General features: G+C 56.0%; 22 protein-coding genes and 1 tRNA gene. 12 read left to right on the top strand and 11 right to left on the bottom strand.

Annotated elements, in window-relative coordinates; genetic code table 11:
- Positions 1–16: 16 nt before the first annotated feature.
- Positions 17–697: an acireductone synthase gene (mtnC, locus tag ABNH18_RS06065; protein ID WP_349381948.1), complete on the top strand. Its 681-nt coding sequence runs from the start codon at positions 17–19 to the stop codon at positions 695–697.
- A gap of 12 nt (positions 698–709) precedes the next feature.
- Here mtnC and ABNH18_RS06060 read toward each other — a convergent pair whose 3' ends face one another.
- Positions 710–1,864 carry a class I SAM-dependent methyltransferase gene (locus tag ABNH18_RS06060; protein WP_349381947.1) on the bottom strand — a complete coding sequence of 385 codons (1,155 nt, stop codon included), beginning with the start codon at positions 1,862–1,864 and terminating at the stop codon, positions 710–712.
- Positions 1,865–2,021: 157 nt separating this feature from the next.
- Between ABNH18_RS06060 and ABNH18_RS06055 the strand changes: the two genes are divergently transcribed.
- A tRNA-Pro gene (locus ABNH18_RS06055) sits at positions 2,022–2,098 on the top strand.
- 185 nt (positions 2,099–2,283) lie between these two features.
- Here the strand turns inward: ABNH18_RS06055 and ABNH18_RS06050 are convergent.
- Positions 2,284–2,916 (bottom strand): YbhB/YbcL family Raf kinase inhibitor-like protein, encoded by a 633-nt coding sequence (locus ABNH18_RS06050; protein ID WP_349381946.1) that lies wholly within the window; start codon positions 2,914–2,916, stop codon positions 2,284–2,286.
- Between the two features lie 124 nt (positions 2,917–3,040).
- A complete protein-coding gene (thpR, locus tag ABNH18_RS06045) occupies positions 3,041–3,553 on the bottom strand; it encodes an RNA 2',3'-cyclic phosphodiesterase (protein ID WP_349381945.1) in 513 nt (170 codons plus the stop codon).
- A gap of 225 nt (positions 3,554–3,778) precedes the next feature.
- Here thpR and ABNH18_RS06040 point away from each other — a divergent pair, with 225 nt between their 5' ends.
- Positions 3,779–4,624, top strand: coding sequence for a DMT family transporter (locus ABNH18_RS06040; protein ID WP_349381944.1), 846 nt, complete (start codon positions 3,779–3,781; stop codon positions 4,622–4,624).
- A gap of 158 nt (positions 4,625–4,782) precedes the next feature.
- Entirely contained in the window at positions 4,783–5,739 is a 957-nt protein-coding gene (locus ABNH18_RS06035; protein WP_349381943.1) for an alpha/beta fold hydrolase, read from the top strand.
- Positions 5,740–5,745: 6 nt separating this feature from the next.
- Here the strand turns inward: ABNH18_RS06035 and ABNH18_RS06030 are convergent, their stop codons facing one another.
- The gene (locus ABNH18_RS06030) at positions 5,746–6,906 is read right to left on the bottom strand and encodes an ABC1 kinase family protein (protein ID WP_349381942.1); all 1,161 of its coding nucleotides are present in this window, start codon (positions 6,904–6,906) and stop codon (positions 5,746–5,748) included.
- A 194-nt stretch (positions 6,907–7,100) separates the two neighbouring features.
- On the opposite strand from ABNH18_RS06030, the gene ABNH18_RS06025 reads away from it, so the two are divergent.
- The 3 genes from ABNH18_RS06025 to ABNH18_RS06015 are packed head-to-tail and all read left to right on the top strand — an operon-like array spanning position 7,101 to position 10,839.
- Entirely contained in the window at positions 7,101–7,736 is a 636-nt protein-coding gene (locus ABNH18_RS06025) for a class I SAM-dependent methyltransferase (protein ID WP_349381941.1), read from the top strand.
- A 54-nt stretch (positions 7,737–7,790) separates the two neighbouring features.
- Positions 7,791–10,175 carry an endopeptidase La gene (gene lon, locus ABNH18_RS06020; protein ID WP_349381940.1) on the top strand — a complete coding sequence of 795 codons (2,385 nt, stop codon included), beginning with the start codon at positions 7,791–7,793 and terminating at the stop codon, positions 10,173–10,175.
- Positions 10,150–10,839 carry an RluA family pseudouridine synthase gene (locus ABNH18_RS06015; RefSeq protein ID WP_349381939.1) on the top strand — a complete coding sequence of 230 codons (690 nt, stop codon included), beginning with the start codon at positions 10,150–10,152 and terminating at the stop codon, positions 10,837–10,839. Before lon ends, ABNH18_RS06015 begins: the two co-directional genes overlap by 26 nt.
- A 10-nt stretch (positions 10,840–10,849) precedes the next feature.
- Here the strand turns inward: ABNH18_RS06015 and ABNH18_RS06010 are convergent, their stop codons facing one another.
- Positions 10,850–11,173 (bottom strand): SET domain-containing protein, encoded by a 324-nt coding sequence (locus ABNH18_RS06010; protein ID WP_349381938.1) that lies wholly within the window; start codon positions 11,171–11,173, stop codon positions 10,850–10,852.
- A gap of 191 nt (positions 11,174–11,364) precedes the next feature.
- Between ABNH18_RS06010 and ABNH18_RS06005 the strand changes: the two genes are divergently transcribed.
- On the top strand, positions 11,365–12,990 hold the full coding sequence (locus ABNH18_RS06005) for an AarF/UbiB family protein (protein ID WP_349381937.1): 1,626 nt from the start codon (positions 11,365–11,367) through the stop codon (positions 12,988–12,990).
- A gap of 8 nt (positions 12,991–12,998) precedes the next feature.
- On the top strand, positions 12,999–13,787 hold the full coding sequence (locus ABNH18_RS06000) for a M48 family metallopeptidase (RefSeq protein WP_349381936.1): 789 nt from the start codon (positions 12,999–13,001) through the stop codon (positions 13,785–13,787).
- A gap of 123 nt (positions 13,788–13,910) precedes the next feature.
- Here ABNH18_RS06000 and nfuA read toward each other — a convergent pair whose 3' ends face one another.
- A complete protein-coding gene (gene nfuA, locus ABNH18_RS05995) occupies positions 13,911–14,507 on the bottom strand; it encodes a Fe-S biogenesis protein NfuA (RefSeq protein WP_349382031.1) in 597 nt (198 codons plus the stop codon).
- Positions 14,508–14,782: 275 nt separating this feature from the next.
- Here nfuA and ABNH18_RS05990 point away from each other — a divergent pair, with 275 nt between their 5' ends.
- From ABNH18_RS05990 to ABNH18_RS05980, 3 genes are all read left to right on the top strand, one after another.
- Positions 14,783–15,028 carry a DUF2970 domain-containing protein gene (locus ABNH18_RS05990; protein WP_349381935.1) on the top strand — a complete coding sequence of 82 codons (246 nt, stop codon included), beginning with the start codon at positions 14,783–14,785 and terminating at the stop codon, positions 15,026–15,028.
- A 133-nt stretch (positions 15,029–15,161) separates the two neighbouring features.
- On the top strand, positions 15,162–16,808 hold the full coding sequence (locus ABNH18_RS05985; RefSeq protein WP_349381934.1) for a nitrite/sulfite reductase: 1,647 nt from the start codon (positions 15,162–15,164) through the stop codon (positions 16,806–16,808).
- The gene (locus tag ABNH18_RS05980) at positions 16,801–17,289 is read left to right on the top strand and encodes a DUF934 domain-containing protein (protein WP_349381933.1); all 489 of its coding nucleotides are present in this window, start codon (positions 16,801–16,803) and stop codon (positions 17,287–17,289) included. Before ABNH18_RS05985 ends, ABNH18_RS05980 begins: the two co-directional genes overlap by 8 nt.
- 91 nt (positions 17,290–17,380) lie before the next feature.
- On the opposite strand, the gene ABNH18_RS05975 is transcribed toward ABNH18_RS05980, so the two are convergent.
- The 5 genes from ABNH18_RS05975 to nudC form a co-directional block, all read right to left on the bottom strand.
- On the bottom strand, positions 17,381–18,337 hold the full coding sequence (locus ABNH18_RS05975; protein WP_349381932.1) for a zinc transporter ZntB: 957 nt from the start codon (positions 18,335–18,337) through the stop codon (positions 17,381–17,383).
- A 136-nt stretch (positions 18,338–18,473) separates the two neighbouring features.
- Positions 18,474–19,466 (bottom strand): YhdH/YhfP family quinone oxidoreductase, encoded by a 993-nt coding sequence (locus ABNH18_RS05970; RefSeq protein ID WP_349381931.1) that lies wholly within the window; start codon positions 19,464–19,466, stop codon positions 18,474–18,476.
- A 35-nt stretch (positions 19,467–19,501) separates the two neighbouring features.
- Entirely contained in the window at positions 19,502–20,554 is a 1,053-nt protein-coding gene (gene sohB / locus ABNH18_RS05965; protein WP_349381930.1) for a protease SohB, read from the bottom strand.
- 182 nt (positions 20,555–20,736) lie between these two features.
- On the bottom strand, positions 20,737–21,384 hold the full coding sequence (locus tag ABNH18_RS05960; RefSeq protein ID WP_349381929.1) for a hypothetical protein: 648 nt from the start codon (positions 21,382–21,384) through the stop codon (positions 20,737–20,739).
- A 12-nt stretch (positions 21,385–21,396) separates the two neighbouring features.
- On the bottom strand, positions 21,397–22,197 hold the full coding sequence (gene nudC, locus ABNH18_RS05955; RefSeq protein ID WP_349381928.1) for an NAD(+) diphosphatase: 801 nt from the start codon (positions 22,195–22,197) through the stop codon (positions 21,397–21,399).
- Positions 22,198–22,204 lie beyond the last annotated feature (7 nt).

Below are 22,204 nucleotides of genomic sequence, written 5' to 3'. Positions count from 1 at the left end.
AGCAGGCTCGAGATATATGATCAACGCCATCATCACTGATATCGAAGGCACCACCAGCAGTATTGCGTTTGTGAAAAACGTACTGTTTCCCTATGCCGCCAAGCAGTTTCCTGCCTTTCTTGATGCCCATTGGGACGATTCAGCCGTACAGCAACAGATTAAAGCCGCCGAAGCCGAAGCCGGGAAAACGCTTGGCACCCCGGAGCAAGCCAGCAACCTGTTCCGCCGTTGGATTGAGGAAGACCGCAAGGCCACCCCGCTGAAAGCCTTGCAGGGAATGATCTGGAAGGCCGGCTACGAAAACGGCGATTACACCGCCCACATGTACCCGGACACAGCCCCGGCCCTGAAGAAATGGCACGAGAGCGGGCTGGATTTGTATGTTTATTCCTCCGGATCCATCGCCGCTCAAAAGCTGTTTTTCGGCTACAGCGATGCCGGCGACCTCACCGGGCTGCTATCCGGTTATTTCGATACCACCACTGGCCCCAAACAGGCCGCAGACAGCTACCGTGACATCCAGCAGACCATCGGCCGCCCAGCCAACACTCTGCTGTTTTTGTCCGATATCGAAGCAGAACTCGATGCCGCTGCCGAAGCGGGCTTACACACTTGCCTGCTCGACCGCGAACAGGCCGGGCTGCAAAGCCGCCACCCTGTAGTCAGTGATTTCAACCACATCAACTTCCCGGACTAGGGCCTGTTAACATCAGGTCAGCGGTTGCTGGCAACGCCACACCACAAACTTGGCGTTGCTGCCCAATACCGCCACCGATCCGAACCGGCGCGACAGCACCTTGTGGTAGTCCAGATGCCGGTTACCGATAACCCGTAACTCACCACCCGGTGCCAAGGCCCGTGCCGCCTGATTAAACAGCCGCCGGGCCACATGATCGCCGACCACATGGCCGTCATGGAAAGGCGGGTTCAGCAGGATACAGTCAAAATCATTCTCCAGCCCCGCCAAACCATCGCCATGATGAAAGCGGCACTGCGCATCAGGACAATAGCGCGACGCATTGTCTCGGGCACTTTCCAGCGCCAGCCAGGATTCATCACAGAACGTCATCTCAATGCCTGGGCTCGCCTGCAACGCCGCCAGACCAATCACCCCGTTACCACACCCCAGGTCCGCTACCCGTGCGCCCGCAGGCAAAGCCTGTGGCAAATGCTCCAGGAAGAACCGCGCACCAATATCCAGCTGTTGCTGGGCAAACACGCCGGCATGAACGGTTAATTGCCAGTCTTTGGCCTCCACCATCGAGGGATAGCCCGTTTCCGCCAGAACCTGCCCCGGTGCCTGCGCACTGAACAAGCGGGCTTTTTTCCAGCCGTACTCGGCGTGGCCGTTACCGAGATAACGTTGCAGTAAAGGCACCAGCTGTCGGGGCAAGTGTTTGTCCATACCCGCCAACCACACAGGCACGCCCTGCGGTATATGCTGGCTAAGCCAGTGCAGCTGCCATTCGAGCAGCGCAACGGACTTGGGCACACGCATAACGATCTGATCCGGCGTCTGCCCGGGCGGATCGAAGGGCCACAGAAACGGTGTTGCCGTTGTCAGCCCATTATCTTCGCCATTGGCCTGGGCGCCAGCCAGAGCCATAAAGGAATCGCCGCTGCTTTCCACCGACGCATCGCCCGGCGAGGCGCTCTGTTGCAACGCCAATGCCAGTGCGCCCTGCTGATCATTCAGCACCAATGTGTTGGCGGTTTTGGTGGCCTCCGATCCAGACAGCCCACGCTCTGCCAGCGTATTGAGCAGATACAGATCCGCGTTGTCCCAAGCCTGTAAAGTCTCGTTTCGCCGGCGGGGCCAACGCTGCAGTTCAAGCTGCCCCCAAGGATGGATAAACGGTGTCATTTGAGTCCTGTATCCATAGTGAAATACATGGGTGAAACACATGCGGGCGCGCATTTTGCCCGCTGATCGCCGGATTGGCCAGAAACTGCGCAGCCATGTGCCCACGCCGTATTTAGGTATAGCATTTTCTGAATTGGCTGCTAGAATGCGCAGCCATCGGAGTATAGCTCAGCTTGGTAGAGTACTACGTTCGGGACGTAGGGGTCGCAGGTTCGAATCCTGCTACTCCGACCAAATAAATCCCCTAGCATAAAGGGGGATGCAAAAAGGCCGCTTTCGCGGCCTTTTTTGTGTCTTGGCGGTGGGGGGTCTACACAACCTACGCGCGGTATTCGCTCTCTTGTAGGTTGAATTAGCCTGAAAGGCGTAATCCAACACTCACAGTGAAACGCTTTCAACACGAATGAGGGTTGCGACACTCACTCGTCAGCCAAACGCGGATTCAACGTATAGCTTACCGTCAGGCTGTCCTGATCCAGCGCATGCGCCTTGATCTGTTCAGCCAGCGCTGCACCACTCACATCCTTGCTCTCTGGCAACGTCTCCACATCCAGCGCATAGACCGTAAAGACATAACGGTGCACGATGCTGTCATTCCACGGCGGGCAAGGGCCATCGTAGCCAAAGTACTGCCCTTCCATGTCGGCGTCGCCGGCAAACCAGCTGGTGTAATCGTTCAACCCATGACGCTGACCATCCGGGGCGGCCGGGCCACGTTTACCCTTCGGGGTGATGCTCTGGCAATGGCTACCCTCGCGGATTTCGCTCTGCTCCGCCGGAATGTTAAACAGGGTCCAGTGGTAAAAGTCCGCGCGTGGCAGGCTGGCGGAAATCTCCCGGTCTTCCTGGTTCGCGTCATCTGCTGAACTGGGCGCATCCGGGTCCAAACACACTACCGCAAAGGAACGAGTGCCCTGCGGGGCGCCTTTCCAAGCCAGGTGCGGATTGATATTGGTCGACAGCGATACATGGGTATCCGGGTCGATCACCGCAAAGGCAAATTTTTCCGGGATCGGTGCTTGATCGGTGAGGCTGTTGCTCAGTAGCTGCATCGGTAAGCTCTCCTTGTTGCACTGCATGCATACTCTATCAAGCATGCGGGTGATAGCGAGGAATTCAAGTTGTTGGATGCTCGCGGGTTGCTGGCAATGCCTTGCTGGGCATCATAGCAACGGTTTAACCCGTTCTCAGGGAAAACCGTGCCAGTGGCTCATAGGTCGGAAACGGTTCACCCAGCTCACTGCGATATAGCCACAACGTATCCACCGGTAACACCCACTCTCCGGTCGCATTGAATGGCGCTTTCGCTGTCCCCGGCTTGGCCAGCGTAATGTGAGGGCGAAACGGCCGCTCTTCGAGCGCCAAGCCGTGTTCTTTAAGGCACAGGCAAAGCTCATAATGCAGTTGCTGGAGTGCCGGAGATGCTGCACCGGTCAATGCCATAAAAGGGCCTTGGTCCCGGGGAAAGGGATGACAACGGTTGAGCAACTGCTGAAACGCTCGGTGTCTGCCAGCAAGCGCTGCCAGCGAACCATGCAGCTCGCGCACAGACGATTCGGACTGTTCGCCGAGAAATGCCAGAGTCAGGTGCAGGTTGGCCACGGGCGTCGCGCGGCCCATGCTATGAGACAGAGCCCCACACTGGTCTGCCAACGTGCCGGTAACAGGAATCCCGATAAAACAGCGCATACTTGCTTTGCGTCCTTCCAAGGTATGGCATGGCGTCCCGCCGGGGACGGCGTTAGAATGCCGCCCCGATTGACCGAAAGCCTCAACCTATTCTGAGCGAGCTTCACAGCCTAGGCTATCAGGCCACCTCAGCTGCGAATATGTCGACAAGTACAATCGTCGGATCACTCTGCCTGGCCATGGCACCCTTTACCCTCGGCCCCTTCATCACCGGATACCTTGCCAATGAATGATCAACCCCTGAAGGGTGCCCTGCTATTGATCCTTGGTGAGGGGTTGCTGGCGGTGATGGCCGCCATGATCAAGCATCTCTCTGATCATCTCGACACCGAAGTCATTGTGTTTGCACGCAACCTGTTCGGGTTGATGTTCCTGCTTCCCATCATTGCCACTCGCGGTGGCTTTGGACAGCTGCGAACCCAATTTGTGCATCTGCATTTGATCCGTGCCTTCACCGGCGTCAGCGCCATGTTTTGTTTTTTTTACGCCATTGGCCATATTGCCCTGGCCGAGGCTGTACTTGTCAAAATGACGGTGCCGTTTTTCCTGCCGGTCATCGCCTGGTTATGGCTCAGGGAACGTATCGGTCTGCATACCTGGATCGCGATCGTTGCTGGCTTTATCGGGGTTGCTATCATCATGCGCGCCGGACAAGGGTACATCGATCCCGTAATGTGGGTGGCACTGGCGGGTGCGGCCATCATGAGTATCGCCAAAGTCAGCATCCGTCGCATGGCGGTTTCCGAGCCCGCCCAACGTGTGGTGTTCTATTTTGCGCTTTTTGCCACGCTGTTTTCAGCTTTCCCCTTGCTGTGGGCTACTACCCAGCCCGCTGGCACCGATTACCTGTGGCTTCTCGCCATCGGCCTGGTTGCCACGGGCGGGCAGTACGCCATGACCACCGCCTATCAAATTGCCCGCCCTGGCCAGGTCGGTGTCTATAATTACTCCTCCGTCATCTGGGCGGCACTGCTTGGCTGGATGTTCTGGGGAGAAACCCTTGTCCTGACTACTGTTCTCGGCACTCTGTTGATTGTGGCTGCCGGCATCTGGAACCTTAAATCCCGCTAGAAAACCGTTCTGATTGATACAAATGGCCCGTTCAGAAGGCTTTTTTGCCTGTGTTTCCCCTATGCTTGGCCCACTTTGGCAAGGTAACCCTATTGCTTGCCACTCAAGCCCAAATGGTTCTTGCATCGGGTTTCACGGCATATGACGGAGAGTTTGGCATGCAACCGAAACACCTTTTTTTTCTGATCCTGTCTACGTTTTTTTTCAGTGGCTGTGAAGGAATGGCGCACTGGGCCTACGACAAAGGCCTGAATATTGAAAAAAATCGAGCGGGGCTTAATGACCAGACACTGACCACAGCAGACGGTATCGAGTGGCACCTGCTTGCCAGCGAGCAAAACGGCGAAAACCACACCGACAAAGAAGCCGTCTTACTGATCCACGGCTTCAGTGCCGACTCCAGTAACTGGGTTCGTTTCGCCAATGAACTTGAAGGTGATTTCTTCTTTATCGTCCCTGATTTGCCTGGCCATGGAGACACCACCCGAAATCTCGACCTTGATTACACCATGGATGCTCAAGCTGCCCGCCTATTGGTCTTGATGGACGCGCTGGAAATCAAAAATTTTCATGTAGCGGGTAACTCTATGGGGGGAGCCATTTCCTTGGCTATTGCACAACAGGCACCCGATCGGGTTCTCTCATTGGGGCTGGTCAATTCAGCTGGGCTCACCCGCCAAACCGAAGAGTTCAAAAATATTCTCGCCAACAGTGACAGCAATCCACTTATTCCACACAAACCGGAACAATTTCAGACCACCTTAAAATGGGCAATGGAAGAACCGCCCTATATCCCCGGATTCTTCATTGACATTATGGGACAGAAAAAAGCGGAAAATGCAGAGGTGGCAGAGAAAGTATGGGGCGACCTGCAACGTGACCCAGGAATGGCTCTGGAGGGCAAAAATCTGTTGCCCAAAATTCAGACACCGACGTTAGTGCTATGGGGACGAGAAGACCGCTTGCTAGGACTAGATAACGTGGACGCCTTCCTTGCGGAATTGCCACAGTCCCGCGCTGTCATTCTCGACGGTATTGGTCATGCCCCCATGGTTGAAGCTCCGGGTAAAAGCGCCGACGCTTTCCGTGCCTTCTGGCGCGAGGTACGGCCCTGATCGAGGCTAACTTCCGCCGGTGCGCTGCTCCGGCGGAGTCCAATCGAACGGCACCTGGTAACTCATCAAAAAACCGCCCAGCGTAATCAGCACCCGGGAAATGCCGATATAGGAATCGGGAATACTAATGCGCTCTTCCCGAAACCTGCTCATCAATTCGCCCATGGCACCAATAGGGCCTTGTTCATTGAGGCGATCGGTCAGCACATACAGCGCCAATTGTTTCAGGGTTTCCGGGCTGCCGCCCTTGAACCCGGCCTGCATGAATAATTCACCAATATCCACTGGCCCTTCAAAGCCCATCAGCCCATACAGCAGGCGGGAGTATCGCTGCACCTCGTCCGCCGTGAGCACTCCGATGGCACCGTAATCAAGAATCACCACCTGCTCAGCATCATTAACCAAAAAGTTGCCCGGATGCGGATCTGCCTGGTAGACGCCAAACCGAGTCACCTGCTGAAGATAGCTGGTCAGCAACACACCCAGCAGGTCTTGAGCTTTTTCAGGGTTGTCGTCCAGATAATTGCGTAATCGCTTCCCACCTTCCCAGCTGGTGACCAGCACCGATTCACCGCATAAGCCCTCAATGATATCCGGAATACGAATACGCTCGTGATGGCGCTGACGGGAAAAGCGCATCGTGTTCGCGGCTTCGTTACGAAAATCCAGCTCCATGGCCGTCATTATCAGCAACTGCTCAATGGCTTGCTGCAGATCGAACTCACGGAATGTGGGCGCCACCAACGCCGCCACCGCCTGAAAGACCTTGGCATCCTGTTCGAAAATTCGTTTCACGCCAGGTAATCGCACCTTGACCGCCACGTCTCGGCCATCCTTGAGCTGTGCCCGGTGCACCTGCGCGATAGACGCCACCGCCACAGGGGTTTCATCCAGCCAGGCAAATTGATCACGCCAGTCTGCACCCCAGGAGCGTCGCAAGGTTCTCTCTATCAACGGGAAAGAAACAGGCTGAGCGTCGTTCTGCAGCTGCTGGAACGCTTCGATATATTCCAGCGGCAACACATCAGGCCGGCAACTAAAGAATTGTGCAGCCTTGACCCAGAACGCGCCATTGCGGCGGCACAAAGCGACCAGGATTTGCGCTCCACGGCGATGGCAAGCAGCTTTATTCCCACTGCGCAGCCCGGACGCGTATACCGTCCCCATTTTGGCCACCGCAGCGACGGCACGAATATATCGCGATCGTCCAGCTGCCAGGCCACCTAGCCCCACGATACCCGTTCTGATCATTGTGTTTTTATCATTGGTAACGTCATCCCTGTATTATGCCCGTGATTTCGTACTTGAATCACAGGGGGCTTGACCGTACTGTTTCCAAACTTTGCCGCTGGTGAGCGATTATGTCAGGAACAGTTATACGTGCTGGAGAACCCCATACCATTCGCACTCGCGGCATTACCCTGCTGCGTTCCGGCCACAAGGAAGTGCGGCGCCTGAAACGGGCCAACCACACGCCGTCAATTCACGGCAACAAGGTGTGGAATTCCAGTTACCTGATTATGGATCACCTGACCAAGCGAAAGCTGACTGCTGATGAGCATTTGATGGATATCGGTTGTGGCTGGGGCCCACTGTCCATTTTCACGGCAAAACGCTTTGGTTGCCGGGTTACCGCAGTCGATGCCGACCCGGACGTGTACCCCTACCTGGATTTGCACGCCAGTATCAACAAGGTAGACGTGACACCGCTGCAAGCTCGCTTCGAGAAGCTGACGCGAGCGCGGCTGGCGGATGTGGATATCGTCGCCGGCGCAGACATCTGTTTCTGGGATGAGCTCACGCCGGTACTGTATAACCTGATTCGCCGTAGCCTGCGCGCTGGTGTCAAACAGATCATCATTGCCGACCCGGGCCGCTCACCGTTCTATGCACTGGCAGAGAAATGCGAAGCGGGCAAGCTGAACAGCCGCGTGGTCGAGCGCCGAACCAAAACCCCCAGGGCCCTGTGTGCGGATCTGTTAATCATCGACAATTGAATTTTCCGGCCTCGCCACCATGTTCTTACCACGGACCATGGAAGTGACAGGATTATGACCGACAACGATAGCGCCCATCACGATACAGCCAATGTTGAACCGCAAGCCGGCGGCCTTGCTGTACCGGACCACACACCGCCGCAACGCATCTACCTGATTCCGGTTAAACATCGCCCCTTTATGCCGGGGCTGGTGCAGCCAGTGATGCTGGACAAAAAACGTTGGGAACAGACCCTGGAGCGGGTCAGCCAGACCCCACACCAATCCCTGGGCTTGGTGTACGTGGGTGAAAAGAACCCGGACTCGGTGACCGTTGAAGATTTTCCCGAGTTCGGCTGTCTGGTGAAAGTTCATGCTCTCAATGAAGAAAATGATCAGTTTCAGCTGGTTGCCCAGGGCACGGCACGTTTTCGTATCAATAGCTGGCTGAGCCGCAAACATCCGTTCATGGCTGATGTGAGTTACCCGGAACCGCGGGCAGAAGCGGATGAAACCATTCGTGCTTATGGCATGGCTATCATCAACACCATCAAGGAATTGCTGCCGCTCAATCCGCTGTACAACGAAGGCTTGCGCCACTACCTACAGAATTTTTCACCCAGCGAGCCCTCTCCGCTCACCGATTTTGCCGCCGCACTAACCAGTGCCAACGGCGTCGAATTACAAACCATTCTGGAAACCGTACCGCTGAAACCACGCATGGAAAAAGTCCTGACGCTGGTGAAGAAAGAACTGGAAGTGGCACGGCTGCAAAGCGAAATTTCCGACGAGGTTAACGAAAAGGTCAGTCAGCACCAACGCGAATTCTTTCTCCGCGAACAGCTGAAAATCATCCAGCGTGAACTGGGCCTGAGCAAAGACGATAAAACCGCTGAAGCCGATGCCTTCCGTGAACGTATGGATGCCCTCGCTCCGCCTGAACCGGTACAAAAGCGTTTTGACGATGAGCTGCAGAAATTGTCCGTACTGGAAACCGGCTCCCCGGAATACGGCGTGACCCGTAATTATCTGGACTGGCTAACCAGCGTCCCCTGGGGCCAATACAGCGACGACAATCTGGACCTGGATCATGCCCAAACCGTGCTCACGGAGCACCACAGCGGCCTCGATGATGTAAAAGATCGCATCATTGAGTTTCTTGCTGTGGGCGCCCTGCGTGGCGAAGTGAAGGGCTCCATCATTCTGCTGGTGGGCCCTCCCGGTGTCGGCAAAACCAGCATCGGCAAATCCATCGCCGATGCGCTGGATCGCCAGTTCTACCGGTTCAGCCTGGGCGGTATGCGCGACGAGGCGGAAATCAAGGGGCACCGGCGCACCTATATCGGTGCCATGCCCGGCAAGCTGGTCCAGGCCCTGAAAGAAACGGGCACCAGCAACCCGGTGATCATGCTTGATGAAATCGACAAGCTGGGGCAGTCGTTTCAGGGCGATCCGGCTTCCGCGCTTCTCGAAGTGCTCGACCCGGAGCAAAATCAGGATTTCCTGGATCACTACCTGGATGAACGGCTAGACCTGAGCCACGCCCTGTTCATCTGTACGGCCAACACGCTGGACAGCATTCCTGGCGCCCTGCTTGACCGTATGGAAACGATTCGCCTCTCCGGCTATATCACCGAAGAAAAAGTCGCTATTGCACGGCAACATCTATGGCCCCGTTCGCTGGAACGTGCCGGCGTCAAACCCAGCCAACTGCGTATCAGCGACAGCGCCCTGCGCCTGATCGTAGAAGGCTATGCCCGCGAAGCTGGGGTCCGCAACCTGGAAAAACAGCTCAACAAGATCATCCGCAAAGCCGCGGTAAAACTGTTAGCTGGCGAAAAGAAACTCAGCATCTCTGGCAAGAACCTGACCGATTTCCTCGGCCAACCGTATTTCCAGACAGAAAAGACCCAACGCGGTGTCGGGGTTGTTACCGGCCTGGCCTGGACATCTATGGGCGGTGCCACCCTGTCTATCGAGGCGAATCAAGTTCACAGCAAACAACGTGGGTTCAAGCTTACCGGGCAGCTCGGTGATGTGATGAAGGAGTCCGCTGAGATTGCTTATAGCTATGTGGCGAGCAATCTGGCGCAATTTTCTCTGGATCCGGAGAGACTCGACGACGCCTTCCTGCACTTGCATGTCCCTGAAGGCGCCACGCCCAAAGACGGACCCAGCGCCGGCGTCACCATGACCACCGCCCTGCTCTCACTGCTGATGAAAAAGCGGGTACCCCGCAAGGTTGCCATGACGGGTGAGCTGACCCTTACCGGGCAAGTATTGGCGGTTGGCGGCATTCGCGAAAAAGTCATCGCAGCCCGGCGGGTGGGTATCAAGGAAGTGATTCTTCCAGAAGCCTGCCGCCGGGATTTTGATGAACTGCCCGACTATTTGAAACAGGGGCTCACCGTTCACTTTGCCGAGCAGTACAGCGATGTCTTCCACATCCTCTGGGGCTGAAAGCGCGCCCTATTACATCGTTCCCTTGTGTCATGAACGCGTGGGGACGGTGTACCGGGACGAGCATATTCTGCTGATTAACAAGCCCGCTTACCTGTTAAGCGTCCCCGGTCGTGCGCCGGAGAACAAGGATTGCGCTGTTCGCCGATTGCAGGCCCAGTACGCGGACATTCGGCTGGTTCACCGTCTGGACCTGGATACCTCGGGCATCATGGTGTTTGCACTCACTGCCCAGGCGCAAAGCCGATTGAGTCGACTATTCCAGCTGCGCACCGTTCAAAAACGTTACCAAGCCGTTGTGCATGGCCTTGTGGAACACGACAGTGGCAGTATCGATCTGCCGTTGATTGCGGACTGGCCAAACCGGCCCCTGCAGAAGGTATGCCACGAGACTGGCAAAAATGCGCTAACCCACTACCGAGTGCTCGAGCGAGACATTCCCGGTAACCGGACCCGACTAGAACTCAGCCCGGTCACCGGCCGCAGCCACCAACTTCGCATTCATTGTCGCGAGCTTGGCCATCCGATCATCGGCTGCGATATGTATGCCCCCGCCGAAATCGAAGCCCTCAGCCCGCGCCTGCTGCTGCATGCCGAATGGCTCGCGTTCAACCACCCCGTGACAGGTCTGTGGCAGGAATTCACTTCCCCCTGTCCATTCTAGGAAACCCTACTCAGGTCCACTCTTCGCCGTAATCGTGAAACAACTCATCTCCGGCCTTGATCTTCTTCAGGGCCACCACCGATAAATCGTCGTAATAGGCCACATTGGCGCGTTTGTTGTGGTTGATGAATCGTAAATCGCACAGCACTCGATAGCGCTCTTCACCTTCATCATCCAGCCACAACACATAAGGGCCACTGCCCTTGGCACGTTTTACCTTGCACTGGCCCAGTTCGGTATTGCGGGCGATATCCTGGCTGGCAAAAAGGCCGCGGCCATGGACCTCACTGTTGCGGACTTCAACCAGATCATCGCGTAAATAGTGTTCAGACATGTTTGCGCTTTACCTTGCAGTGATTGCCATGGCATCTTGCCAGAAAACCGATAATGCTGTTAAGGCGACTTAACGGCTCAAGCAGACGTTTTACCGACCCCTTGTTGCAACTTTGCGACAGCGCGTTCCACAGCCCAGCCTACAGGGACAATGTTGTGAACCTTTTGCACACAGGCAAAGATCTACTCCGCATGAATGAACTGGCAGCAATCCTGCTCAAGTACGGGTTTGCCGACATGATTCGCAGGCTGGGGCTTTCCACCCCGGTCGAGCATGCGGGGAAACTGGTTCGCAGCAGCATGAAGCCAGATATGCTGCGCATGGGCACGGCAGAGCGCCTGCGCCATGCCATGGAAGAAATGGGGCCGACTTTCGTCAAGCTCGGTCAGGTGCTGGCCACCCGCGTGGACATGTTCCCCATGGACTGGATTGCCGAGTTCGAGAAGCTGCAGGATCAGGCGCAAGCCGTGCCGTTCGAATTGCTCAAGGCCGATATTGAAGTGTCACTGGGAAAACCGGTCGACACCCTATTCGCACGCATTGATCCAGAGCCTATCGGCGTGGCGTCCATCGGCCAAGTGCATAGTGCGCTGACCCGCCGCGGGCAGAAAGTCGTGCTGAAAGTTCAGAAGCCCGGCATTCGTGACAAAATTGATTCCGATCTGCGCTTACTGGATCAGTTAGCAAAACTGGCTGCCGACAACTCCGTTGAATTGCGCCGCTACCGGCCCGTAGAGCTAGTGCGCGAGTTCAAGCGTTCGCTCACACGGGAACTGGATTTCACCATTGAAGGGCGCAACGCGGACCGGATCCGTAAAAACCTGCGGCAGTTCAAATGGCTACAGATCCCCAAGGTCTACTGGGACCTTTCATCGCCTACCGTGCAGGTGCAACAACACATCGAAGGAATTCCGGCAAAAGCCGTGGAGCGCCTGGATGACGCTGGCCTGGACCGGGAGCTGATCGCACGCCGAGGCGCACTGGCCGCCTGGAAAATGGCACTGGAAGACGGTTTTTTTCATGCCGACCCGCACCCCGGTAATTTCATCATCCTGTCGGGGAACCGGATTGCCATGCTGGATTTCGGCATGGTTGGCAAACTCAGCCACAGCCGCCGTGAGCAGATCCTGCAGATTACTCGCGCAGTGGTAATGCGTGAGGCTGAACAATGCGCCGGGGTTCTTTCCGGGTGGTCCGACGGGCAACCCATCAAGTTCGACCAACTGGTGTCCGACGTGGAAGACGTGATCAGCCAATACCACGGCGTGTCGATTTCCGAGCTGGATATCACTGCCCTGCTCAATGACATCACCGCCCTGGTACGCAATCACAACCTGGTCCTACCCAGCGATATCGCCCTGTTTATCAAGGCCATCATTACCCTGGAAGGCTTTGGGCGGCTTCTGAACCCTAATTTCGACCTGATGAGCGAGGCCGAACCGTTACTCAAACGCATGATTCGCACACGCTATTCCCCGGTTCGCCTGGCTAAAAGCCTGAGCCTGCGAGCGCTCGACGTGGTCGACAAGGTCTATGCGCCGCCCCCGGTACCGGGCCAGGCCACCGCTGGCGAGACCGGGATTGACCCCCGACACCTGGAGCGGCTGATTACGAGAATTGAACGTGGCCAGTACCGGCAGGTCCAAACCCTGCTGGTAACCGGTGGATTACTGGCCGGTGCCATCATGTTGAGCGGCCGGGTGCCCCCTGCCCCTTGGGGAATATCAGTGTTTGGCTTTATCATCTTCCTTTCCAGTGCCGGCTGGGCTGGCTGGCTAATGTTCGTGTCCCGACGTTTCCTGCGGGAATGGGAGTAAAAAAGACAATGACGTTGCGTAAATTTCTCACCCTTAGCGTACTTGCCGGCAGTCTCGCCGCCTGTGCCACCTCCCCACTGGGGCGCCAGCAGTTTCTGTTGCTGCCCGCCGACCAGATGGATGAAATGGGTGTCACCGCCTATTCCCAGATGAAAGATGAAAAACCGCTGAGCAGCAGCCAGCAGCAAACGGCTTATGTCAGCTGTGTGACCACAGCGATCACCTCCACCCTGGAGGGCTCGCAACAATGGGAGGTCAATCTCTTCCAGGACGACAGCGCCAATGCCTTTGCGCTTCCCGGCGGCAAGATCGGAGTCAATACCGGCTTGCTGAAAGTGGCCAACAACCAGAGTCAGCTCGCCACAGTGATTGGCCATGAGATCGGCCATGTGCAGGCACAACACTCCAATGAGCGCATGTCACTTCAATACGCCACACAGAGCGGCATGCAGGTGCTTGGCGCGCTCGCCGGGGAAGACAGCGCCACAAAACAAGGCGTATTGGCCGCGCTTGGGGTTGGCGCCGAATATGGGCTGGCACTGCCTTTCAGCCGCAAACATGAAGCCGAAGCCGACATCATAGGCTTGCAACTCATGGCACAGGCCGGCTTTGATCCGCGCCAGAGTGTTTCCCTGTGGCAAAACATGAACGCAGCCAACGGTAATGAGCCACCGGAGTTCATGTCCACCCACCCCTCCAACAGCACCCGTATCAATGGCCTGCAATCACGGATACCGGAAGTCATGCCGCTGTATAACCAGGCCAAGGCTGCCGGGCGGAATCCGCAGTGTGGCTAAGAATAGCGGCGAGCTGCTAGCAACGAGTAAAAACAAGATCCATAAAAGCAAAAAACGCAGCTCAAGGCTGCGTTTTTTGCTTTTTTTAGGAGCTAGATGCTAGAAGCTCATAGCTGCTAGCCGTTAGCTGTAGTACGCGTTATCCGTCACCGAGTGGTCGGTCTTGTCCCGTACACCCGTGAGTTCTGGAATGCGCTCTTGGAGGGTTTTCTCTACCCCATCACGCAAAGTCACATCGACCACGGAACAGCCTTGGCAACCGCCACCGAATTCCAACACGGCCACATTGTCCTCGGTGAGTTCCAGCAACTGCACACTGCCCCCGTGGGCCGCCAAGTTCGGGTTGATCTCGGCGTACAGCACATAATTGATCTTCTCTTCGATAGAAGCGTCATCACTGATATCAGGCACCCGAGACTTCGGCGCACGGAAGGTTAGCTGGCCGCCCATGCTGTCTTTTTTGTAGTCGATAACCGCGTCTTCCAGGTAGCGGACGCTCTTACCCTCAATCCAGGCATGGAATCCTTCATAGTCGTAGCGAACATCGCTTTCTTCCTGTTCGCCCTCTGGGCAATAGGCCATACAGCATTCCGCATGCGGAGTACCGGGGCGCTCGACAAAGATACGCACACCAATCTCGGCCTGATCCTGCTTGCCAAGCAAGTCACGCAAGTAATCTTGGGCGGTTTCGGTAATGTCGATCAACTGCTCTGCCATCATGATTCCTGGTCGGTATGAATGAACCCATACGCAATAAAACGCATAAAAGGTAAAGGCGGCGATCTGAGCCAACCTCATTTCCTGACTATTTTAGTCAGGTACTCACCAGTTGCAATGGCGACACCGCATCCACAATTCAAGTCAGCCTGTGCGGATGCTGTCGCCAGGCGGCTGTCAGGGGTACAATATGTCGCCCGGGGCCGTGCGATGGTTTGCATTCATTGCGCGCTACGGACATCCAACGTTTAGCCTTCAGCCAAAACACAGGATTACCCATGTCAGATCAACACCCCGCTCAAGATCAGGCCCAGGAGCCGGATAACGGCAAGCCAACACTCTGGCAGACCATTCACAGCATTCTGGCCGGCCTGCTTGGTGTGCAAAGCAGCAAAAATCGGGAACGCGACTTCACCAAGGGCGATGCGGGCAACTTTATTGGCGTGTATGTGGTGCTGGTACTGGCCCTGATCATCGGCATGGTAGTGACGGTGAACCTGGTGCTGGACGCGGCTGCCAAATAGCTCTTCGTAATAGAGATATGCCAAGATATTTCTTTTCACTATAAGGGCGCTTTGCTAGAGTGCCGCTCTGTCCCCTCCGGGAGCAGCGCTTACCTATTGAATTTTAAGCATTTAAGGACGGTGATACAGTCCCATGTACGTCTATCAGGAATACGATCAACGGTTGCTGGAAGAGCGGGTGGCGCAGTATCGCGACCAGACCCGCCGTTTTCTCGCCAATGAGCTCAGCGAAGACGAGTTCCTCGTCCTTCGCCTGCAAAACGGCCTCTACATTCAGCGTTATGCGCCCATGCTGCGCATTTCCGTTCCTTATGGCCTGTTGGCAAGCCGCCAACTCCGCCGTCTGGCGCACATCGTGCGGACCTATGACAAGGGCTTCTGCCATGTCAGTACCCGTCAGAACATCCAGCTGAACTGGCCTTCCGTTGAGGAAGTGCCGGATATTTTGGCGGAACTGGCCGACGTACAGATGCATGCCATTCAGACCAGTGGTAACTGCATCCGCAATATCACCACCGACGAATTCGCGGGCGTTAATCCCAAAGAGATTGAAGACCCGCGTCCCTGGTGCGAAATCATTCGCCAGTGGTCCACGTTCAATCCGGAATTCGCCTATCTGCCGCGTAAATTCAAGATTGCCGTCAACGCCGTACCTGACGCAGACCCGGCCTTGATCGGCGTTCATGATATCGGTGTGCAGCTGGTGCACGGCGCCAACGGCGAAACCGGCTTCCAGGTATGGGCCGGTGGCGGTCTGGGTCGCACCCCGATGACCGGTGCAGTGATCGGTGAGTTTGTACCGTGGCAAGACCTGCTGGCCTACCTTGAATCTATTTTGCGGGTCTACAACAAGTACGGTAACCGCGACAACAAGTACAAGGCGCGCATCAAAATTTTGGTGAAAGCCCTTGGCGCGGAAAAATACCGCGAGCTGGTAGAGCAGGAATTTGCCGAGCTGAAAGGCGGCGAGATGACCCTCACAGAGGAAGAAGTCTCGCGCATCAAAGGCTGCTTCACCGACCCGGATTATCAGAACACCGATACTTCGGCTCTGGATGCCAAGCTGGCTGAAGATAAAGCCTTTAGCCGCTGGTTCCACACCAACACCCGTGCGCACAAGCAAGCGGGCTACCGTGCCGTTAGCTTGACGCTCAAGCGCACCGGTCGCGTCCCTGGTGATATCAGTGACGAACAGCTGGAAGCTGTGGCCGATCTCGCTGATCAATACAGCTTTGGTGTGCTTCGCAACAGCCACCAGCAGAACATGGTGCTATCCGACGTGGCCGCCAACGATCTTTATGATCTCTGGAAAGCCCTGGATGCCCTCGGTTTTGCGACCCCGAACCTGGGGCTGCTCACGGATATCGTGGCCTGCCCCGGCGGTGACCTGTGTGCGCTGGCCAACGCCAAGTCGATCCCCATTGCCGAATCCATTCAGCGTCGTTTCGACGATGTGGATTACGTCCACGATCTGGGCCCGCTGGATTTGAATATTTCCGGCTGCATGAATGCCTGTGGCCACCACCACATTGGTCATATCGGCATCCTCGGCGTGGACAAGAAAGGCAAGGAATTCTACCAGGTCACCCTGGGCGGTCGCGGCGATAAACTGTCGCGCGTGGGTGAGAAAATGGGCCCGTCCTTCGAGTCCGATGAAATCACCGATGTGGTAGAAAAAATCATCAAATTCTATGTGGAAAAACGCCTCGAAAATGAGCCGTTTATCGACACCTACGAACGCATTGGCATGGCCCCGTTCAAGGAGCGCATCTATGGGTAAGGTAATCATTGATGGCGCCATCGTGGACAACCAATGGCAACGCCTTGAAGAAGAAAGCCTGGAAGGTGAGCTGCCCACCGGCAACGTTATTGTACCGCTAGCCTACTGGCAGACGCACCGTGATGCCCTGCTAAACCGCGGCGATGTAGCTGTCTGGTTGGCGCCAGGAGAAGAGCCGAAAGACCTGGAAGACGACTTGAGCGCCCTGCCCCTGATCGCCATCCATTTCCCGGCCTTCAAGGACGGCCGTGGCTATTCCTACGCCCGTGAGCTGCGCACTCGCTACGGCTTCAAAGGTGAAGTGCGAGCGACCGGTGATGTGCTTCGTGATCAACTTTTCTATATGACACGTTGTGGCTTTAATGCCTTTGAAGTGCGTGAAGATCGCAGCATCGAAGAAGCCCTTGAGGGGCTGAAGGACTTCAGCGTGACGTACCAGGGCGACGTGAATGAACCACGCCCGCTCTATCGCCGTGGCTAAATGATTGGGTGGCCAGGCTTCATCAGGGCCAATAAATAGCACCTACCTCAGCAGGCTCAGAGCTTGCGCTTCACAAAAACGCCGTTGGCTTTTAAAGCCAGCGGCGTTTTCGCATCCACACCAGCACCCCGACACTGACCACACCAATTCCTGCTGTAAACCACCAGAAACCCGCAGGGTCCTCCACTCCCGGCAAGCCCCCCACATTGATGCCGAACAGGCCAGTAAGAAAACCCAAGGGCAAAAACAACGCGGAAATCATCGCCAGCAAATACATGCGGTCGTTGATCGCTTCGTTCTGAACGGAAAACACCTCTTCCTGCAGCAGGGTCGCGTGCTCACGGGCAGCGTCCAGATCTTCCAACAAACGCTGCAGCCGGTCCCCGGCTTCACGAATCATCAGTGCATCACCGCCAGTGAACATCGCCTCGTTCTGCAGTTTGGTCAACGCTTCACGCTGCGGCGCAAAAAAACGCCGAAGCGTAATGGAGCGACGCCGAATCTGACTCAGCCGCGGCGTTAGACTGATGGTTGGGGATTCCTCAATGGACATTGCACAGTCTTCCACTTCGGATTCCAGGTTTTCGATCACGTCTTCCATGCGCCAGATTAACTGGTCAACCAGCCGCGCGACCAAGCCTGCAATCCCGGTAGCGCCCTGCCCGGCATCCAGCTCTTCCAGCACAGTCGTCAACGATTTCAGTGTGCGCTTCTGCGTGCTGATGACACCTTGAGGCCCGACCCACAAGCGCAGGGCAATCATGTCTTCAGGCCGCGCGCCTGGATGCAAATTGACCCCACGTAGATACACCAGCAGGCCACCCGCAACTTCTGTGGCACGAGGCCGCGTTTCCGAGGTAGTGAGTGCCGTAATAACCATTGGCGGAATGCACTGCTGTTCAAGCCACTGTTCGCTTTGCGGCTGCGTATAGTCCAGGTGAACCCAGTATGGCGATGTTTCGGACAATCGCGCCTGCGCATCGAAACCGGTGGCGCTACCCTGCCCATCCAGTGTCAGGGCTATTTTAAACCAGTGAGATTCGTTCATAAGCGTCTTTTCCACTCGCCACTGCTAACATGTTGCCACGCTACACAGCATGCGTTAGCAGACAAAAGCGCACAAATAAAAAAAGCGCGGATAAACCGCGCTTTTTACGTTCTGTCTAACTTGCTCTAGCCAGTGGCTATTGCGGAAGTTTCACGACAACCCGTCCACGAACGCCCCCGGCAAGAATGCGATCCACCCACTCGACCACACCGCCAAGATCTGTTTCATCAGCTTCAAGAAGCGCCAGGTCTTTCGGCATCCACTCATCAGCCAACAGTTGCCACATTTGCTGCTTGATCTCACAGGGCAGCTCAACACTGTCTACACCCAGCAGATTGACACCGCGCAGAATAAACGGGAAAACTGTCATTTCCAGTTTTGGCGAACCTGCCAGCCCGCAGCAGGTAGCACTGCCACCGTACTTGAGCCCCTTGAGGGCAGCAGCGAGCATCTCACCACCGACGCAATCCACCGCACCGGCCCATTGTTCTTTGGCCATCGGCTTGGCCGCGCTTTCCAGAAAAGCTTGGCGATCAATGATCCGCGCGGCACCCAGATCCGTTAGCCATGCACTGGCATCTGCCTTACCGCTGACGGCAACCACTTCAAATCCCAGCTTGGCCAGAATCGCCACGCAGACACTGCCCACACCGCCAGTCGCTCCGGTTACCACTACCGGCCCCTGATCCGGATTAACGCCCGTATCAAGCAGCGACTCAACGCTCAGTGCCGCCGTTAAGCCAGCGGTGCCTAAGAGCATGGCATCACGAGGCGCCAGGCCATCCGGCAGCGGCACCAGCCATTCAGCAGGCACGCGGATATACTCCGCGTAGCCGCCATCGGTATTCATACCCAGGTCATAACCCGTACAAATCACAGCATCGCCCACACTAAAAGGACCATCGCTGGCCTCTTCCACTACGCCAACGGCATCAATGCCTGGCGTATGCGGAAACTGGCGGGTGACGCCCTTGTTGCCGGTGGCGGACAGCGCATCCTTGTAGTTCAGTGACGACCACTGCACCCGTACTAATACACCGCCTTCGCCCAGTTCGCTCAGCTCGCGCTCTACCAACGAATTGCTATAGCCGGTATCGGTCTCGCGGGTTTGTAATGCCTGAAAACTCATGGACTACTCCTCTGCGGTGTTGGGTAAAAAGAAGGTTAGTGAATTTGGCGCTGACTACCTCGATGCCAGAACTTCTCCAGCACTCTATGCACAGTCGCCTCCAGGGAAAAGCCAAGCTTCTCTCCCAGCTTACGTTTGGCTTCCCACTGTACTTGGTAGAGCGTTTGGCTGTCTTTGCGCAGTTGTAACAACTCATCACTGGTCATAATTTCATCAACCAGGCCCAATTCCTTCGCCTGGGTGCCGAACCAGTGTTCGCCAGTGGCCACCTTGTCCAGATCAAGGCCACGGCGGTTGTCACGGACAAATCCCTTAAACAACTGATGGGTATCTTCCAGCTCTTCTTGAAACTTGGCCCGGCCTTTTTCGGTATTTTCGCCCAGCATGGTCATGGTGCGTTTGTATTCGCCAGCGGTCATCAGCTCCACATCAATATCGTTTTTCTTGAGCAAACGATGGAAGTTGGGAATCTGCGCGACCACACCAATGGAGCCGATAATCGCAAAAGGTGCTGCCACGATACGATCCGCAATGCAGGCCATCATATAACCGCCGCTGGCAGCCACCTGATCCACAGCAATGGTCAGCTTGATCCCCTGATTGCGGATACGACGTAACTGGGACGATGCCAGACCATAACTGTGTACAAGGCCTCCCGGGCTTTCCAGGCGAACCAGCACTTCATCATCCTGGCTGGCCACTTGCAGAATCGCGGTAATTTCACGGCGCAGATAATCCACGCCACTGGCCTGAACGTCGCCATCGAAATCGAGTACAAACAAACGCGGCAGCACCTTGTCTTCCGTACCGGCCTTCTTTTTCTGCTTGGCTTCGTGTTTTTCCTGTTTACGCTTGGCTTTACCGGCCTTTTTGCGCTGGGCCTCCGGAATGATTTCCGCTTCCAGAGACTCTTTCAGGTCATCAAACTCATCATTCAAATGGCGGACTTTCAACTCACCATCCTGGTCACCCTTGCCCCGGTTACGCGATGCCGCCGCGGCAATGCCACCCAAAATAAACAAAATCGCCACTACCAGGGTGGCGACTTTGGCCAGAAACATGCCGTATTCCATTAAAAACGCGATCACTGTTTATCTACTCTCCAGGGGATCCGGCGCGCTGCGCCAGTCAATTCAGGGAAATCAAACTCCCGCTGATTCTACAGAAGCCGGAGCGATTGGGGTAATCAGGGGGAGGAATGACGGGGCAAAGGCGATTTGCCCCGCAAAAGTAAGGTACGCCAACAGTCTGGTGATCACGGCTGGAGCAATCAGTTCCAGCCAGAAATGGCTTGCTGGGCACTGCCGTTCATAGGGCGTGCCACCAGCCCGGTGGGCCCTACATTTACTTCAAACAAGGCACCATCCGCCATGGGCAGATAAGCCGCGCTACCGTAGCGTGCATCAATAATCAGGCTCCAGCCTTCCTTTGCCAGCAGCCACACATCCAGACCAACCGGGTCACGATGCAAGCTGTAAACGGTACGCTCACGGGAGCGCTCATCCTCAAGGGCGTAATAACGGCCCTGAATACGGTCAAGCTGATAACCCGGCTTAAGGCCAAGCAGGCTGAACGGCATCTTCCATTTGATAACGCGTGCATCCAGCTGCCATTGGTCCCCTTTCAGTCGAAAGTCCTCAGCGCTACCGTCGGTGCGGGTAACCGTAGCAATAAAGGACTGATCACCGGATTCACGGAAACTGACCGTGGCCACTGACACTTCCTGGGCATATTCCTTGTAGCCATACAGGTTCAACGCAAACACGCTCATGTAAATCGCCAACACCACCAACACCAAGCCTGCGGTGCCTTTCAGCCATTGCAGCACCCACTTCTGGCGCAACAATACCCAAGCACCCAGCAAGACAAACAGGAGGCTGAAAGCGATAAGCACCAGCGGTGCCAAGGAATAATTCATGCTCAAATCCTTCTAGAAACGCGCTATCCATTGGTCAATTAGTGAGCGGGCTATGCTGCCTGGCGGCGGCACCATGGGGAGGTCCTGATAATGAAACCAGGCTGCATCAACGATTTCATCGTCATCGATACGAATGTCTCCGCCCGCATATTCCGCCATGAACCCCAGCATCAGGGAATGCGGAAACGGCCACGACTGACTCTTCAGGTACTCTAATTTTTTTACCGTGATGCCACTTTCTTCCATGACCTCTCGGGCTAGCGCCTGCTCCGCCGTTTCACCAGCTTCCATAAAGCCGGCCAGGCAGGAGTAAAAACCTTCGGGAAAGCGGGCAGAACGCCCCAGCAGAGCATGCTCACCATCGGTGACCAGCGTAATGATGCACGGGGTAATGCGTGGATACTGGAAATAACCACAGCCGGCGCAGGTCATCGCAAGATCACGTGGATGCGGCTCTGTTGGGGTGCCGCACCGGCTACAAAAACGGTGGTTCTGGCGCCAACTCAGAAACTGCAAGGCCCGACTGGCCATGGAAAAATCGGCATCGCTAAGCGCTGCCCCGATCAGGCGGCGCAGAGGCACACGCTGCAACTGGCCATCATCGAATTCATGGCGGGACAATTCACAGACGTAGCAGGGCTTGCCGGCAAGAAAACCCAGAAAGTGATAATCCGGGTGCTGACGCAGCCACTTGGCCGGCAATTCCGGGAACTGCCAGTCCGTCTGGGTGGAGATCATCACATCCTGTTCATGGATCACATAGCAGCGAGCGCTATCGGCGTCTTGGGGTTCCGGGCTGGAAAGATCAATCATGGCTGTC

Source organism: Alcanivorax sp., assembly GCF_040118815.1.
Lineage (GTDB): Bacteria > Pseudomonadota > Gammaproteobacteria > Pseudomonadales > Alcanivoracaceae > Alcanivorax.
The sequence above is the reverse complement of the archived record's forward strand: the minus strand, read 5'-3'. Positions and strand labels throughout refer to the sequence as shown.